This is a genomic window from Pseudomonas sp. B21-056 (assembly GCF_026016325.1).
GTDB lineage: Bacteria > Pseudomonadota > Gammaproteobacteria > Pseudomonadales > Pseudomonadaceae > Aquipseudomonas.
Genome location: NZ_CP087203.1, coordinates 2,937,095 through 2,954,210, shown reverse-complemented (window position 1 = coordinate 2,954,210; position 17,116 = coordinate 2,937,095). Strand labels below are relative to the sequence as shown.

Below are 17,116 nucleotides of genomic sequence, written 5' to 3'. Positions count from 1 at the left end.
CTCTGATTGTTGCTGATCAGGGTGGCCTACCACCGCAGGATCACTCTGGAGGGAACCTTATGCATGTGATCATTACGGCCGTCGGCTCAGCCGGTGACGTTCATCCATTTGTCGGGATCGGCCGCACGCTCCTGGCGCGCGGGTACCGGGTCACGTTTTGCGCCAGCGCGGCGTTCGCGCCGTTGATCGAGCGCTGTGGTTTCAACTTCTTGCCATTGGGCACCCGTGAGGAATACGAAGAGGTCATGGCCGACCCCGCGCTGTGGCATCCGCGCACGTCGCTGCCGACCCTCTGGAAAACCATCGCCAGCACCCTGCGCGAACAGTATCGACTGCTGGAACAGGCCTGCGACGACGAGACTGTCATGCTGGGGTCCCTGTGGGCATTTTCCGCGCGTCTGCTACAGGAAAAACACGGTATCCCACTGGTCACCGCGCAGGTCTCGCCGTTCGGTTTCTGGTCGGCCGCCGCCCCCTCGACCCATCCACCAGGCGCCAACCTGCCGGCCTTCGTGCCGTATCCCGTGAAACGGCTGCTGCTGGGAGTGATCGAACGAGCATTTCTCGACCGGGTCATGGCACCGGAACTCAACAGTTTCCGCAGTGAACTGGGGCTGCCGCCGACCAAACGCATCATCAGCCAGTGGATTTCCTCGCCTGATCGGGTATTGGGCTTGTTTCCGGACTGGTTCGCCCCGGTGCAACATGACTGGCCCACCCAGACCGTCCTGACCGGGTTCCCGTTGTTCGACGAATCAGGTTTCCAACCGATCGATGCCGAACTGGAAGACTTCTTGAACGAAGCATCACCGGTGGTGTTCACCCCCGGTTCGACCATGGTCAATGGCGAGCAGTACTTCACCGCGGCGGTCGAGGCCCTGAAATTGACCAACCGCCGCGGCGTGTTCCTGACCAGTCAGCCGGTGGACCCGACGGTGTCCAGCGAAGGCAGGATCCTGGTACGGCGCTACGTGCCGATGAGTCGCATCCTGCCCCACAGCGCAGCGCTGGTACACCACGGCGGCGTCGGGACCACGGCCCTGGCCATGGCGACCGGCGTTCCACAGATCGCCACGCCATTTGCTCATGACCAGTTCGACAACGCTGCACGGATGGAGCGCCTGGGCTGTGGTGTGCGAGTCTTCCCGCCCGCCTCCGCCGAGTCGCTGGCCGCAGCGCTGGACAAGGTCTTGAACAGCCAGGAGGTGCGCGCCAGTTGCGAGCGCTATCGCACGCTGATCCCAAGTGGTGACAGCGCCAGTGAAGCGGCAGCGCTACAGATCGAGGCACTCGCCCGCACAGCCAGGTCACGGGCCGCGTAACGCAGGCCACTCGCGTAATCAAGGATGAACCAGTCACCTACAGGAGAACGCCAGCCGTTTTCCTGTCGGGCTTTGCAAAGGACGACGAACATGGACGTGCTCTACCCGCTTACCGCCCCGCAGTTGGACATCTGGCTGGACCAAGTGCTGCACGGCGACAGCCCGCTGTACAACATCGGCGGGTATGCCTGCATCAACGGCCCGGTCGACGCCGCAAGGCTGAAGCAGGCGATTGACCAGGTGATCAGTCGCCACGACGCCTTGCGCATTCAACTGGTGCCCGGCTCGGCGGAGCATCCCCTGCCGCGGCAACGCTTCCTGGAGTCAGCCAGCGCACCGTTGACCCTGCACGATGTATCGGCAGAGGCCGATCCGCGGGCCAGTGCCCTGGCCTTGTTGCAAGTCAACCTGCAAACACCGTTTTCCTTCGAGGGTGGACTGCTGTTTCGCACGGACCTGATCAAGCTTCGCGAAGACCTCCACTACTTTTTCGTCAACTGCCACCATCTGGTCATCGACGGCTGGTCCTTCGCCATGATCGGCCGGGCGATCAGCGAAACGTATACCGCCGCACAGGACCCGACGGAAGCGCCGATGCCGGCGCCGACCTACCGGGCGTATGTCGAGCAGCAGAAAAACCACAAGGACTCACCTTCGTTCCAGCGTCAGCGCCAGTACTGGCTGGACAAATACTGCAACGTGCCCGAACCCTTGCTCGCGCCCCGTCATCCGGGTCGATTCGAGCAACGCCTGGTCCCCAGCCAGAACCACGCCTGGCGCTTGCCGCGTGCGCTCTACAATCGTCTCGGTGAGTGGGCCAAGGCCTGCGGACAGGCGACGGTCTTCCACGCCATGCTGGGCCTGCTTTACGCCTACTTCGCACGGGTGACACAACGCGATGACATCGTGATCGGCATGCCGATCCTCAACCGTGCCAATGCCGCGCACAAGGCCACGGTCGGCCTGTTCGTCGGCATGAGCCCGGTACGCCTCAGCCTGGGCACCGAACTGAGTTTCGGTGAGCTGGTGGCCCGGATCGCCCTGACACTCAAGCAGGACTATCGCCATCAACGCTATCCCTTGAGCGAACTGAACCGTGAGTTGGGCTTGCAGAACGAGGGCCGGCGGCAACTGTTCGACCTGGTGGTGTCCTACGAACAAGACCAGGACACCTGGTACGGCTCGGCCCCCGCCCAGCCGGTCAAGCTCAGCAACGGCTACGAACAGATGCCCCTGGCGATGCACATCCGCGAATCCGCGCCGGACGACGATGTGTGGATGCATTTCATCTACAACGAGGCCTGGTTCGACCAGGCGCAGATCGAGGCGTTGCAACAGCGCTTCATGCACGTGCTGCAATGCGTGGTCGACGATTTCGAGGTGCCGGTCAACGCCCTCGATATCATGCCTGCTGCCGAGCGCAACCAGGTGGCGGATGAATGGAACCACACCCCGGTCGACTACCCCAGGGATGTGCTGCTCCATCAACTGATCGAAACCCAGGTCGCCGCGTGCCCCGAAGCCATCGCGGTACGCTTCGAAGACCGGACCCTGACCTATGACGAACTGAACCGCCGGGCCAATCAGGTGGCCCATGCCCTGCTCGAAACAGGTATTGGCCCGGACGCACGGGTCGCCATCTGCCTGGAACGCAGCCTGGAAATGGTGGTGGGTCTGCTGGGCATTCTCAAGGCGGGCGGCGCCTACGTGCCCCTGGACCCGGGGTATCCCGCCGACCGCTTGAGCCACATGCTGAGCGACAGTGCCCCCAGCGCGCTGATCACCCGCAGCGTTTTACTCACCAGCCTGCCCACCGTGACGACGCCGGTACTGTGCCTGGACACAGACCTTACGCACCTGTGCCGCCAACCGCAGCACAACCCGGACCCCGTCGCGCTGGGATTGACGCCTCGGCACCTGGCCTACGTGATCTACACCTCCGGCTCCACCGGCCTGCCCAAAGGTGTGATGAACCAGCATGACGGGGTGGTCAACCGACTGCTCTGGGCCCGCGATGCCTATCAGGTGGATGAGCATAGCCGCGTCCTGCAAAAAACCCCGTTCAGTTTCGACGTGTCCGTCTGGGAGTTTTTCCTGCCGTTACTGAGCGGCGCGCAACTGGTGGTCGCCGCGCCCGGCGGGCATCAGGATCCGCGCTACCTGATGGACATCATGGCGAGCGCCGGCATCACCCTGCTGCATTTCGTGCCGTCGATGCTGCAAGTCTTCCTCGATCAGGTCACAGCGCAACAATTGCCAGACCTGCGAAAAGTCCTGTGCAGCGGCGAAGCCTTGCCTTATGCCTTGCAGACGCGTTTTTTCGAACGCCTGCCGGGGGTACAGTTGCACAACCTCTATGGTCCCACCGAGGCGGCCATTGACGTGACGGCCTGGCATTGCCGAGCCGATGTGCATCCGGGCATCGTCCCGATTGGCCGACCGATCGCCAACACCCAGCTGTACGTCCTCGACGCCCACCTGCAATTGTTGCCGCCGGGCATTGCCGGCGAGCTTCACATCGGCGGCATCGGGGTCGCACGGGGCTACTTGAACCGTGGGCAACTGACCGCCGAGCGGTTTATCCGCGACCCGTTCCAGGCCGACCCGCAAGCACGCCTGTACAAGACCGGCGACCTGGGGCGCTGGTTGCCCGACGGCAGCATCGAATACCTGGGGCGCAACGATTTCCAGGTGAAGATCCGTGGCCTGCGCATCGAACTCGGTGAGATCGAAGCGCGCCTGGCGGCTTGTGAAGGCGTCAAGGAAGTCGTGGTCATTGCGCGCCAGGAAACCGAAGGCGATGCCTGCCTCAGTGCCTATCTGGTGGGCGAGCCCGGCTGCGTGCTGTCACCCCAGGTCCTGAATGCAACCTTGCGCCAGCAAGTACCCGACTACATGGTGCCCAGGCACCTGATCCAGCTCGAACAATTGCCCTTGAACGCCAACGGCAAGCTCGACCGCAAGGCCTTGCCGGAACCTGCGCAAGCCTTCGGCAGCACCGACGCGACGGCGCCGCGCAACGCCCTGGAGCAGACATTGGCCGAGCTCTGGGCGGACAATCTGCAACGCCCCGTGCCAGGCGTCCACGACAACTACTTCATGCTCGGCGGCGACTCCCTGAAAGTCATCCACTTGCAGATCAAGGCCCGTGAACAAGGACTTGCCCTGACCCTGGCGCAGGTCTACCAGCACCCGACCATCGCTGAACTGGCTCAAAGCCTGAAGGCGCAAGCCGCCGCGTCGCCGGAGCTGTTGCCCTCGCCCCATGTGGCGCCGTTCGCCCAGGTGCCGGAGGCGATCCGCCTGGCCAGCGAAGGTGAATTCGAGGACGTGTTCGCGGCCTCGCAATTGCAGGTCGGGATGATCTACCACTCGATGATGCACCCGGACTCGGCGATCTATCACGACATCTTCCGCTACCGCCTGCGCCTGCGCTGGGACCCAGTTGCCTGGGACCGGGCGTGTCGTGCCTTGATCCACCGCCATCCGGCGTTGCGCATGTCGTTCGACATCGGCCATGCCGAAACCCCGATGGCCCGGGTGCACGCCAATGTCGAACCACTGGTGCAGGTCATCGACGCGGTGTCACTGAGCCCAGATGCACGGGGCCAAGCGATTGCCGCCTACGTAGAGGAGCGCAAGCGTTACCGCGAGGACTGGCAACGGGCGCCGCTGTATCAGTTCTGTGTGTTTGTCGCGGCCGAGGAAATCGACCTGGTGTTGAGTTTCCACCATGCGATTCTCGACGGCTGGAGCGTCGCCACCCTGATGCGTGACCTGATCACGCTCTACACTTCGGCACCCGGTACACAGGCATTGCCTGTGCTGACGACCACGCCGGCCGACTTCATCGCCCTGGAGCTGGAAGCCACGGCATCCGAGGTCCACCGTAACTTCTGGAACGACTACCTACGCGACGCGCCGGCCGCCTCCATGACCAGTTGGGTCGCCGTGGTTGCCCCCGACCCGACACCGCATCGCTCGGCCTGGCGGGAACTGCCCCCGGCAGACCTGGCACGGCTCGAAGCGTTCTGCCGCGCCCATGACCTGCCGTTGCGCGCCGTGCTGCTGGCGGCCCACGGTTTCGCCCAAGCCATCCTGTCCAACCAGAACGAAGTGCTGTGTGGCGTCATCAGCCATGGCCGTCCGGAATTCGAGGACGCGGCCTCGGTGCTGGGCCTGTTCCTCAATACCTTGCCCATCCGCTTCAGCACCCAGGGCCGCAATTGGCTTGAAGTGATCCGCGCCCTGATTGCCGAGGAACAGCAGGTATTCCCTCACCGCCGTTATCCGTTCGCACTGATCCATCGCGAAACCGCCGTCGCCCTGGACGTGGTGTTCAACTACGTCGACTTCTATGTGCTCAAGGACATGCTGACGCAGGACCAGGAAATCCTCACCGAATGGGACACCACGGAAGCCAGCAACTATGACCTGCTGACCACGATGGGGCGCCATCCGGCCAATGGTTCGCTGACGCTGAAAATGGACTATTGCACGGCGCGGGTCGCCACCAGCCAGGTCGAGGCCTACGCCGATTACCTGTTGCGCACCCTTGAACTGATGATCGCCGGGCCCGGTTCCGCGCCGAGCCTACCGGCCTGGCTGCCCGACCCCGACCAAGCCATGCCGACGGCGGTCAGCGCAATGCCCCATGACAATCTGTCGACCTTGTTGCTGGACAGCCTGGCGCGCCACGGCGAACAGACCGCCGTGAGTTTCGAGCAGACCCGCCTGTCCTACCGTCAACTGAGCGACAGCTGCGCGCAGTTGGTGAGTTGGCTGCACCGGCAGGGTATCGGTCAGGGCGATCGGGTGGCGATCATGATGCCCCGCTCGCCCGAACTGATCGTCGCCCTGCTCGGCGTCGTGCAGGCCGGCGCGGCGTATGTGCCGATTGACCTGAGTTACCCCGATGAACGTATCCGCCTGATTCTTGAAGACGCCCAGCCGAGCCTGCTGCTGTTCGCCGATGCATCGGCGAACCTGGCGACCACCCTGGCCGGCCAGACGGTCAAGTGGCATTGGAATGAGGTGGCCGCCGGGTTCGACGACGATCTGGCGCGCAGCCACGCGCTGGTCGCCACCATTGCCGCCGGCATTGCCGGCGAGGATAACGCCTACCTGCTCTATACCTCGGGCTCGACGGGACGTCCCAAGGGCGTGGCCATGCCGCACCGTGCACTGACCAATCTGGTGCTCTGGCAGAACCGCCAGCAGGACGTCGACATACCGTTGAAGACCCTGCAGTACTCGCCCATTTCGTTCGACGTCTCGTTCCAGGAAATTTTCTCCACCCTGTGCTGCGGTGCAGAGCTGGCGATGATCGACGAAGGGCTACGCTATGACTTCATCCGGCTGCTGAAATTTATCCAGGTGCAGGACATCAATCGGCTGTTCCTGCCCTACGTCGCCTTTCAGGGGCTGGCCGAAGTCGCCCAGCAGCTTGCGCTCCGCCCCGTCTCCCTGCGCCAGATCAGCGTGGCCGGCGAGCAGCTGAAAATCACCGCCGAAATCCGCAGCCTGCTGGATGGCCTGGGCGATTGCCGGGTGGAAAACCACTACGGTCCAACCGAAGCCCATGTGGTCACGCGCTTGAGACTGCAAGGCGCCACGGCGTCCTGGCCGAGCATGCCGCCGATTGGCGCGCCCATCGATGGGGTCCGCATGCATGTCCTGGATGCAACGGGCAACGCCTGCCCGGTCGGGGTCACCGGAGACCTGTTCATCGAAGGCGTCTGCCTTGCGAACGGCTACTGGAATCGACCGGACCTGACTGACGAGCGCTTCATCTATCGCCAGTTGGACGGCAAGACCCGGCGCCTTTATGAAACCGGCGACATCGGCTTCTACCTGCCTTCGGGCGATCTCGTCTACCAGGGCCGCAGCGATGCGCAGGTGAAGATCCGCGGCTATCGCGTCGAACTGGGGGAAATCGAGGTGGCCATGCTCGGCTCCAGCCGCTTCGGCGCCGACATCCAACAGGTGGCGGTCATCGACAAGGCGGCAGCGGATGGCAGTCGCTACCTGGTGGGCTTCGTCCAGGCCATGCCGGGCCGCGAGCCGGACCTGGACCAGCTCAAGGCCGAAATGCGCCTGGCGCTGCCCGACTACATGGTGCCGAACAGCCTGGTCGGCATCGCACGGATCCCCCTTGGCCCCACCGGCAAGATCGACCGTCGGCAACTACAGAAGGTCGAGGTACAGACCACCCTGCTGCGCCCGTTCACCGCACCCAGGAATGCCACCGAGGACCTGTTGCAAGCCTATTGGCAAGAGGCCCTGGGCCTGGAGGACGTCAGCGTGCACGACAACTTCTTCGAACTCGGCGGCAATTCGCTCAAGGCCGTGCAACTGGTCGCCATGCTGACCCGGCACCAGGGCCTGGCACCGTCCTTGTCCGACTTCATCCAGGCCCCGACCATTGCCGAGTTCACCCAGGTGTTGCAGCGGACCGACGCCGCGCCTTGCGACACCGGTGCGCTGGTGGATTTCAAGAATGCCAGTCGGGCGCCGACGCTGTTCCTGGTCCACCCCATCGGCGGGCATGTGTTGTGCTACGCCGCACTCGCCCGGAGGCTCAAGGACCAGGTCCATCTCTACGCACTGCAAGCACCGGGGACCTGGGATGCCCGTGAACCGCTGCAATCGGTGCAGGCCCAGGCCGTGTGCTACGCGGATGCCATCGAACAAGTCGCGCCCCAGGGCCCGCTGAACATTGGTGGCTGGTCCTATGGCGGCATCGTCGCCTATGAACTGGCGAGCGAGTTGCGCCGGCGCGGACGGCGCCTGCACAACGTGTTCCTGCTGGACACCATCGTGCGCGTCAGGCAGGGCGAGGTCCGGATAGAACGCAGCGAGTTCATGAACTGGTTCATGTGGGAATTGCTCAGCGGCGACGGTCAGAAGGAATACGACTACCAGGCCCTGGACTTCTCTTGCATGACCGACACGGACGCCTTCGACGCGATCAAGCGGCATGGCATCGAGCAAGGCATTTTCGACAACAACATCACCCGGTCGACCTTGAATCAACTGTTCCAGGTGTTCCATGCCAACTGGCAATCGCTGCTGGACTATCGCTTCCCGCCGCTGGACTTGCCGATCACGCTGTTCGCCGCGGATGTCGAACTGCCCGACGTGCTGCAAGCCCCCCATGAATTGGTGGGCACTGCCTTTCACGATCCGTATCGCGGCTGGCGGACGATCGCGCCCCAGGTGCAGCGGGTGGCCGTGGAAGGCGACCATCTGAGCATGATGCGCGAGCCGTACATCGAGCGGGTCGGCGACATCATCCGCTCACGAATGGACGCGGCCCGGGCCGCACATACGGGCTCCTTAGCGGCGTTGGCCTAGCTGCCCACGGAATCAACCGGGATTGAATATCTGCTGGCTTGTAGGAGCTGTCGAGCGCAGCGAGGCTGCGATCTTTCCCCTGACCATTGAGTCCAGAGTGAACACAGGCTTCACCAGCGCCTACAGAGCAACAGGGCAGTGCGACGTTTCGCTACCCCCCCTAGCCACAATGCCCCATACAAACCTCAAGCGAACAGCACCACGAAACAGGTGAAACCAACATGACACAACCCAGGAAAGCCATCGTGGCGGGCGCCGGTATCGGTGGACTGACCGCAGCCATTGCCCTGCAACGAGCGGGCTGGCAGGTCAAGGTCTTCGAAGCGGCCCAGACGCTGCGCACCGGCGGCACCGGCTTGTCCATCATGGCCAATGCCATGGCGGCGCTGCATTCGATCGACGCCCACGTTCCGGTGGAACAGGCGGGCCAGGCGATCCGGCAGTTTTTCTTCAAGAAGCACAACGGCGAGCCCATCACCCGCATGCCGATCCACGAGATCGGCGAGCAACTCGGCCACCCGAACGTGAATATCCAACGGCCGTTGCTGCTGCGCGCCCTGGCGCAGCAGCTCGCACCCGACAGTCTGGTGACCGGCTTGCGTTGCGCGGGCTACAGCCATCGCCCGGATGGCGTGGCGGTACAGTTCGAAGACGGCAGCAGCCATGAGGCGGACCTGTTGATCGGCGCCGATGGCCTGAACTCGGTTATCCGCCAGCAGATGCTCGGCGAGACGGCTACCCGCCCTTCGGGCTATATCGCCTGGCTGGCGGTCACGCCCTTGCGCCATCCGGTGATGACCGAGGGTTACGTGGCGCATTACTGGGGGCGCGGCAAGCGGTTCGGGCTGTGTGACGTAGGGGATGGCCACGCGTATTGGTGGGGAACCTGCAACCGTGCCAATGCGGCGGATGACGCCTTGAACGTCAGTAAACAGGAAGTGCTCGGCGCCTATGCCGGCTGGGCCCCGGAAGTCGTTGCGGCCATCGAGGCCACGCCCGAGAGCGCCTTGCTGAAAATGCACGCCCGGGATCGTCACCCCGTGAAGCAATGCTGTGATGGACATGTGGTGCTGTTGGGCGATGCGGCTCATCCGATGCTGCCCAGCCTGGGCCAGGGTGCTGCACAAGCCATTGAAGATGCCGTGGTGCTTGCCGATTGCCTGGCGCAGACGCCGGACCTTCGCAGCGCGCTGGCACGCTACCAGGCGCATCGACTCCCCCGGGCCAACGGTATCGTCAATGCCGCACGCTTCATGAGCGGCATCGAACAGGCCGAGTCGGCATTCGCCTGCTGGGCCCGGGAATGGTACTTCCGCCTGACGCCCCAGAGCAGCTGGCGCAAAAAGAACCTCGACATTCTGTCGTTCAAGCGCGGCATACAACCGGCTGCAGCCTACGTCAATGACTGAAACCGACTCACGCATAGACAAAAAACAAAAAAAATTCAAAAATAGGGGACGCCCTACAAATCTGGAACTTTAATTCTGGACGTTCCTTCAGGAAAAAAGCCCTATCGGGACGTTGAAAATCAGACGCAGGAACCGCCAAACGATCCAGGCATCTCTGTAACCTCATGTTTTATATTGAAAATTAAAAAAAAATCCGAACAAGCTGGATGTCCATACGGCCCTAAGGGTTTTGTGAGGGAGACGTTTTCGCCGAGAATCGTCAGCTAGGACTGGGCCGTAGGACTGTCCCTGTTTTCCCTTACAGACTTTTCCTACATGAGAATGCTTAATAGTTCCTACCGGCTGAATCGTTTTTCAGGTGAATGGATTCACAGGTGATTTTGATCCTCAGGTCTTAAATCCAGAAAAGGCTTCGGCATTTTAGGAAGCGGTCGGATTTTTCTCCGTCGACGGTCACTGAGATGCAAAGCAGTTTCAATATGCAGGATAAGCATATGAATCGACATGCGGTTTTTGGAGGTGCGCAGAACACGCACATCTACGCGGAGCTAGGAAAGCTGATTTCAAGTGTCGGACACGAGAGTTTCTTGACCAACATGCACCAACTGATCGAAACATCGGTGCCTGTCAGTCGGCTCGAACTGAGTGAATGGACCATTGACGATGCCCAGGCGACGGTCCTCGACGTGCAGTTGCTCGGGGATGCGGGTCTGCCGAAGGGCCCGCAGATGCAATCGGTCTGCCCTACCACTGCGATACAGCGCAACGACCACCCCCTGGTAAGGCGGGTGCTGGAAGTAGACGACGCCCTGCTGATCCATCTGGGCGCACGGATGAAAAACGAAAAGGATAACAACTGCCTGGGGACTTCCCATCAATGCAGCCTGATTTCGCGCAAAGGCAATCGTCGTTGCGTGATCTCGTTGCATCGCCCCCAGGCACAGCGTGACTTTTCCCTCCAGGAACTGTCCTTTTTGAAATACCTCTCCGAGACGCTGCTACCGCTGGGGGAGCGCCACGCCCACCTCAATCGGCAGTCCTGCATCAGGAGTCCGGGCAGCGCCACGCCTCATTCGCTGAACATCGCTGACCAGACGCAGCTGCAACGAGATTTCGATGAACGGCTGAGCCCTTGTGACGTGACCCTTTCGGTGCGGGAAAAAGAGGTCTGCCTGGGACTCCTGGCAGGCGGTACCGTCCCGGAAATCGCGGAAAAGCTGCAGGTCAAGAACAGTTCCATCGAAACCTACCTCAAACGCGCCGCCGCCAAGCTTGGCGTCAGCGGACGGCATGGGCTGGCGAAATGGATGATCGGATCCTGATCCTCCGGCACGGGCGAGCACGGATCCAACCGAACCCTCCTGCCCGTGCCACCGGGGCCTGGCAGGCATCACGATGAGACAGGTCGATGCATAAACTCCTGAGCCCCATGACGGCCGCGACACTCCTGCTCGGCGGTTGCTCGCTGATCCCGGACTACCAGCGCCCCGATCCCCCCGTCGCCGCGCAATACCCCCAGACGTCCGCCTACGCCCCGGCCCTGTCGGGACCCGCGGCGGCCGATCAGGGCTGGCGAGACCAGTTCCGTGATCCGGCGCTGCAACAACTCATCGAAAGCGCCTTGATCAACAACCGCGACCTGCGCGTGGCGGCGCTGAACGTCGAGGCCTATCAGGCGCAGTACCGGATCCAGCGCGCGGACCTCTTCCCGGCCATCAGCGCCAACGGCACCGGCTCGCGCCAACGACTGCCCGGCAGCCTGACGCAAACCGGCCAGCCGGCGATCAGCAGCTCGTATTCCGCCACGCTGGGCATCAGTTCCTATGAGCTGGACCTGTTCGGACGTATACGCAGCCTCAGCGACCAGGCTTCGCTCATTTATCTGTCCAGCGAAGAAGCCCGTCGCAGTACCCAGTTGAGCCTGGTGGGCAGTGTCGCCAGTGCCTACCTGACCTGGCGTGCCGATCAGGAGTTACTGGCACTGACCCGTGACACGTTGCAATCCTATGAACAGAGCCTGCGCCTGACGGAACGCAGCAATCAGGTAGGCACCGCCTCGGCCCTGGCCCTGAGCCAGTCACGCACCTCGGTAGAAGACGCCAGGGCCCGCCTGGCCCAGTTCCAACGCCAGGTCGCCCAGGACTTCAACAATCTCACCTTGCTGGTCGGCACTTTGGTGGACGATAACCTGCCCGCCCGCCCACTGGCCTCCGAGCTGCTGAGCGAAGTACCCGCCGGCCTGCCGTCGGACCTGCTGCAACGCCGTCCGGATGTGCTCGAGGCCGAATACCTGCTGCAAGCGGCCAACGCCAATATCGGCGCGGCCCGTGCCGCCTTCTTCCCGAGCATCAGCCTGACCGCCAACGCCGGCACTTCGAGCACCGAGTTGTCCGGGCTGTTCAAGAGCGGGTCGGGCAGTTGGCTGTTCCAGCCGCAGATCAACCTGCCGATTTTCAACGCCGGCAGCCTTCGGGCGAGTTTGAACTACTCGAAGATCCAGAAGGATATCCGCGTCTCCCAGTACGAGAAGTCGATCCAGACCGCTTTCCGGGAAGTCTCCGATGGCCTGGCCGCGCGCAAGACCTACCAGGAACAACTGGTCGCGCAGACCGATCTGGTGCAAGCCAACCAGGACTACTACAGGCTGGCGGAGCGGCGCTATCGCATCGGCGTCGACAGCAGCCTGACGTTCCTCGATGCACAACGCTCGCTGTTCAGCGCCCGGCAGACCCTCATTGTCGACCGGCTGTCGCAACTGCTCGCCGAGGTCAATCTCTACAAGGCGCTGGGTGGAGGTTGGGTCGAACGCACAAACACGTTGACTGTGAGGTGAATGAAAATGGACACATTCGAACCTGGAACACTTGTCCGTTTACGCTCGGGCGGCAAGACCATGGTGGTCAAGCCTGCCTCGTCGATCGCCCAACTGCCCGATACCCTGCTGCTCCTGTGCGAGTACCGGGCCAAGAATCGACTGGTGCAAGGTTTCTATGCCATCCGCGACCTGATCCCGGCGTCCACGGTACCCGATGGCGAAGGAACCTGACTCTCTCAGCTGACCCTCCGCTATCGCGAGCAGGCTCGCTCCCACAGGGGATCGGTGATCGGGCGCAGGTACCGAGTGCAACCCGGATAATGTGGGAGCGAGCCTGCTCGCGATAGCGGTAGCACATTCAATATCGAAGCAAGCAGGCTGGACGCTATCGCGAGCCAGCCTCGCTCCCACAGCCCGTATTCCCAAGGCCCCAGGCGGTCTCCACGCCCGACACTTTCCTGAGGATGTCGGCGAAAAACCACTTTGCCATCAAATCGCCTTGCAAAAAAACAAGGCCCGTCTAGATTCAAAACTGTCTTCACCTGCACAACCCAACGCACCGGGGCCAGCCCCTCCAGCGAGAGCATCTATCGACCTGAAAACCACCTGACGCTGCTTTTAGATTACTGACACGGAATCAGTCAAAAATATAAAAGAGGGATGCTTGATGAAGCGTAGCCGGTGGTTTCGTGCGCTCGCGCAAAAAGGTCCAGCCACGCCTTTCTGGCTGTCGTTGATCTGCTTCTCAGGTCTGGTGATCGCCAGCTTCCTGCTGTTCGAACAGCAGATCCAGGACTTCCTGACCCACCTCAATCTGTACCTGCCCTCCACGCCTGCCCAGAAACTCAACCTGGCGCTGTTGCTGATCGCTCTGCTGGCGTTGGACGTGGTGTTGCCGGTGCCTTCGAGCATGGTCGCGCTGATGGCCGTGGCGATGCTTGGCAGCCTCGGTGGTTACCTGGTGATTTTCCTCGGGCTGTGCCTGGGGGCCGGGTTGGGTTATGCCCTGGGAGCCGGTTATTTCCGACTGCTGTCCGGCCGCTTGGGCCTGCATCAGCGCCAGCCGGGGCAACTGGGGTATCGGTTGGGCACGCTGTCGTTGATCTGCCTGCGGGGCGTGCCGGTGCTGGCGGAAACCTCGGTGGTGGCCGCCGGGATGCAACGCTACCCGCTGCGTGCCTTCGTGCCGGTGATCGTCCTGGCCAATGCCGGCCTGGCGCTGGCCTACAGCGCCATCGGCAGCTTCCTCGTCGAGCAGAATGCGTTGCTGGTGACCCTGCTCGCCAGCATGGTCTTGCCCGGATTGTTCATTGCCGGGTACAGCCTGTTCAAAAGCCTGCGCAAGCGCGACAGCGAACAACCCCTGCGCGGGCGCTTCGAGGTCAGTTACGACTACCCGGTGATATTCACTGATCACCTGTTCGACCCGCTCAATCCCTGCCTCCATCGCCAGCTCACCGCCCGACAACGGGGCCCAGTGACGGTACTGGTGTTTGTCGATGAACAACTGCTGCACAGCGTCCCATCGTTGCGGGAGCAAATCGACGCCTACTTCGCCGCCCACCCTGCGGACCTGCATCTGCAAGCGCCACCGATTGCCGTACCGGCCGGCGAACTGAGCAAGGATTCACAGGTACTGCAGCAGCTCTACAGCGACATGCTGCAGCATGGCCTGGACCGGCATTGCTATGTGTTGGTCCTGGGCGGTGGTGCTGTGCTGGATGCGGTGGGCTATGCCTGTGCCACCTTCCATCGTGGCATGCGCCTGATCCGGATCCCGAGCACGGTGCTGGCCCAGAACGACGCGGGCATCGGCGTGAAGAACGGCATCAATGCCTTCGGCCAGAAGAACCTGCTCGGCGCGTTCTACCCCGCCACGGCGGTGATCAACGACTTCCAATTGCTGACCAGCCTGAGCCGGCGCGATCAGATCGCCGGGCTGGCCGAAGCGGTGAAAGTCGCGCTGATCAAGGACCAGGCTTTCTTCCAATGGATGGAGCAACAGGCCGACGCCCTCGCCCACTTCGACCACGCCGCCAGCCGCTATGCCATCCGTCGCTGCGCCGAGTTGCACCTGGCGCACATCACCGGGGCCGGCGACCCATTCGAGCGCGGTAACGGCCGCCCGCTGGACTATGGACACTGGGCGGCGCACAAGCTGGAAAATCTCAGCCATCACCGGCTCCGCCATGGTGAGGCGGTGGCGGTGGGCATCGCCCTGGACAGCCTCTACGCCAATGCCCTGGGACTGTTGAGCGATGCCGACAGCGAACGCATCCTGCGCCTGCTGCTCAAGCTCGGTTTCTGCCTCAACCCACCCGAACTGGACCTGAAAGATGAACAGGGTCGTTCGCGGGTGTTGCTCGGGCTGGAAGAGTTCCGCCAGCACCTGGGCGGGGCGCTCTCCATCCCCATGCTCAGTCGGATCGGCGAGTCGCTGGACCTGCATGAGATCGATGCCGGCCGAATGGAGCAGGCGCTGCAACGGTTGTCCGCCCTCGGTGATCCGGCGCTCACCCTGAGCGAAGGCTGCGCGCAATGAGCCAGGCACCGCTGAATCTCAAGACCTGGATGACCCTGGGCCGGGTGTCCAACCTGCCCACGGTGTGGACCAACACCCTGGCCGCCGCCCTGCTCGCCAGCAGCGCCGGGGCCCTGGCGCCACCGTCGTCCCTGGTGTGGCTCCTGCTGCTGGCCGCGCTGTCACTGCTGTACCTGGCCGGCATGTTGTTGAATGACCTGCTGGACGCCGATTGGGACCAGCAGCACCAGAATCCTCGCCCCATCACCCTGGGCCTGGTCAGCCGCCAGCAGGTGCGGTTGGCCACGGCGTTGTTGCTGATGCTGGCCGCCGCGGCACTGCTGGGCCTGAGCCGGTTGATCGATCAGCCGCACTGGCTGCTGGGCAGCGCCACCCTGCTGGTGGGCTGCATCCTGGGTTACAACCTGCTGCACAAGAAGTACGCCCACAGCGTCTGGCTGATGGGCGCCTGCCGCTCGACGCTCTACCTCACGGCGGCGGCCAGCCTGGCGCTCCCGCCGGGGCCGATCTGGCTTTGCGCAATCCTGCTCGGTGTCTACATCAGCGGCCTGACCTACCTGGCCCGCCAGGAACACCGTAACCAGTTGCTCAGCCGGCTGCCCCTGCTGTTGATGCTGAGCCCACTGGTGCTGGCGATCTACTCGAATAACCTCTGGTTCTGGCCGGTCATGCTGCTCTGGCTGGGCTGGCTGGGACGCAGTTACTGGCGTCATCTGGCTAGACCACAGCAACGGCAGGTCCGGGGGTTTATCGGTGCCGGCCTGGCGGCGCTGCCACTGTTCGATGCCCTGGTGCTGGCAGTGGCCGACCAGCCGCTGGGCAGCCTGGCCTGTGTCCTGGTGTTTTTCCTGCTCCCACACTTCCAACGCTGGATCAAACCGACATGAACACGGACGTTACCGCGCCGTCATCGGCGGCCTTTGAAATGCGTCACGACTGCCTCGCCGAACATCGCCAGTTGCTCACGCAACAGCTCGATGCTGCCGAGCAGCAATGGTGGACCCAGGCGCAGGAGCAGCTTGCCCAACACCCGGACGCGACGACCACGGCGCTATTGAGCAGCCAGTGCAAGCGTCATCTCAAGGAGCATGCCCTGCCCGGCAAGGCCCACTGGAGCAATGTGCAGCTCACACGGGCCTTGTTGCTGGCCCAGGTGCTGGCGCAACAGCCCGCCGCCGAACAGTTGCCCTTGCTCCGCCAGTTGTTCCTGTGGGGCGACGATCAGGAAAAGATCGCGCTCTTGAAAGCCCTCGACTGGCTCGACAGCCAGGGGGCGTGCGTGGAGCTTGCGCTGCAAGCCGGGCGCACCAGCAACAGCCAGGTGTTTGCCGCCCTCGCCCTGGACACCCTCTATCCGTCGCGCCACTACGACGAGCGGGCCTTCCATCAACTGGTGCTGAAGGCCTTGGGCATGGGACTCGATGTGCGCCGACTGCTCGGCCTGACCCAACGGCACAGTGTCAGCCTCAACCAGTTGGCCCTCGACCTGCTGGCCGAACAACTCGCCGCCGAACGAACGGTGTCCGCCGGGCTGCCGCGAGCCATCGATTTCGACCTGCTCAGCCCGGCACAACGCCAGCGCCTGGTCGGCCTGGCCCAGCAGCAACGGTTGCCGCCGGAATGGCACGACTATCTGGCCCACATTTCACTGAACTGATGCTCAACGGTTCCC

Annotated in this window: 9 protein-coding genes; all 9 read left to right on the top strand. The window is 62.9% G+C overall.

Annotated features, from left to right (window positions below; genetic code table 11):
- The first annotated feature begins 59 nt into the window (after positions 1–59).
- The 9 genes from LOY67_RS12925 to LOY67_RS12885 all read left to right on the top strand — a co-directional run bounded on the left by LOY67_RS12925 (position 60) and on the right by LOY67_RS12885 (position 17,101).
- Entirely contained in the window at positions 60–1,322 is a 1,263-nt protein-coding gene (locus LOY67_RS12925; RefSeq protein WP_265067540.1) for a glycosyltransferase, read from the top strand.
- A gap of 90 nt (positions 1,323–1,412) precedes the next feature.
- Positions 1,413–8,678, top strand: coding sequence for an amino acid adenylation domain-containing protein (locus LOY67_RS12920; RefSeq protein WP_265067539.1), 7,266 nt, complete (start codon positions 1,413–1,415; stop codon positions 8,676–8,678).
- A 221-nt stretch (positions 8,679–8,899) separates the two neighbouring features.
- Positions 8,900–10,087 (top strand): FAD-dependent monooxygenase, encoded by a 1,188-nt coding sequence (locus LOY67_RS12915; RefSeq protein WP_265067538.1) that lies wholly within the window; start codon positions 8,900–8,902, stop codon positions 10,085–10,087.
- 494 nt (positions 10,088–10,581) lie between these two features.
- Positions 10,582–11,409: a helix-turn-helix transcriptional regulator gene (locus LOY67_RS12910; RefSeq protein ID WP_265067537.1), complete on the top strand. Its 828-nt coding sequence runs from the start codon at positions 10,582–10,584 to the stop codon at positions 11,407–11,409.
- Positions 11,410–11,495: 86 nt separating this feature from the next.
- Positions 11,496–12,920, top strand: a complete 1,425-nt coding sequence (gene adeC / locus LOY67_RS12905) for an AdeC/AdeK/OprM family multidrug efflux complex outer membrane factor (RefSeq protein WP_265067536.1) — start codon at positions 11,496–11,498, stop codon at positions 12,918–12,920.
- Positions 12,921–12,926: 6 nt separating this feature from the next.
- Complete coding sequence (locus tag LOY67_RS12900) at positions 12,927–13,133, top strand: hypothetical protein (protein ID WP_265067535.1); 207 nt, start codon at positions 12,927–12,929, stop codon at positions 13,131–13,133.
- A 436-nt stretch (positions 13,134–13,569) separates the two neighbouring features.
- Positions 13,570–15,444 (top strand): 3-dehydroquinate synthase, encoded by a 1,875-nt coding sequence (locus LOY67_RS12895; protein WP_265067534.1) that lies wholly within the window; start codon positions 13,570–13,572, stop codon positions 15,442–15,444.
- Entirely contained in the window at positions 15,441–16,331 is an 891-nt protein-coding gene (locus LOY67_RS12890) for a UbiA family prenyltransferase (RefSeq protein WP_265067533.1), read from the top strand. Before LOY67_RS12895 ends, LOY67_RS12890 begins: the two co-directional genes overlap by 4 nt.
- Complete coding sequence (locus LOY67_RS12885; RefSeq protein WP_265067532.1) at positions 16,328–17,101, top strand: EboA domain-containing protein; 774 nt, start codon at positions 16,328–16,330, stop codon at positions 17,099–17,101. Before LOY67_RS12890 ends, LOY67_RS12885 begins: the two co-directional genes overlap by 4 nt.
- Positions 17,102–17,116 lie beyond the last annotated feature (15 nt).

What these genes read in the sequence shown, in the direction of transcription:
- LOY67_RS12885 (WP_265067532.1), top strand. Translation starts at nt 16,328, where the DNA reads ATGAACACGGACGTTACCGCGCCGTCATCGGCGGCCTTTGAAATGCGT.
- LOY67_RS12920 (WP_265067539.1), top strand. Translation starts at nt 1,413, where the DNA reads ATGGACGTGCTCTACCCGCTTACCGCCCCGCAGTTGGACATCTGGCTG.
- LOY67_RS12895 (WP_265067534.1), top strand. Translation starts at nt 13,570, where the DNA reads ATGAAGCGTAGCCGGTGGTTTCGTGCGCTCGCGCAAAAAGGTCCAGCC.
- LOY67_RS12925 (WP_265067540.1), top strand. Translation starts at nt 60, where the DNA reads ATGCATGTGATCATTACGGCCGTCGGCTCAGCCGGTGACGTTCATCCA.
- LOY67_RS12915 (WP_265067538.1), top strand. Translation starts at nt 8,900, where the DNA reads ATGACACAACCCAGGAAAGCCATCGTGGCGGGCGCCGGTATCGGTGGA.
- LOY67_RS12890 (WP_265067533.1), top strand. Translation starts at nt 15,441, where the DNA reads ATGAGCCAGGCACCGCTGAATCTCAAGACCTGGATGACCCTGGGCCGG.
- LOY67_RS12910 (WP_265067537.1), top strand. Translation starts at nt 10,582, where the DNA reads ATGAATCGACATGCGGTTTTTGGAGGTGCGCAGAACACGCACATCTAC.
- adeC (WP_265067536.1), top strand. Translation starts at nt 11,496, where the DNA reads ATGCATAAACTCCTGAGCCCCATGACGGCCGCGACACTCCTGCTCGGC.
- LOY67_RS12900 (WP_265067535.1), top strand. Translation starts at nt 12,927, where the DNA reads ATGGACACATTCGAACCTGGAACACTTGTCCGTTTACGCTCGGGCGGC.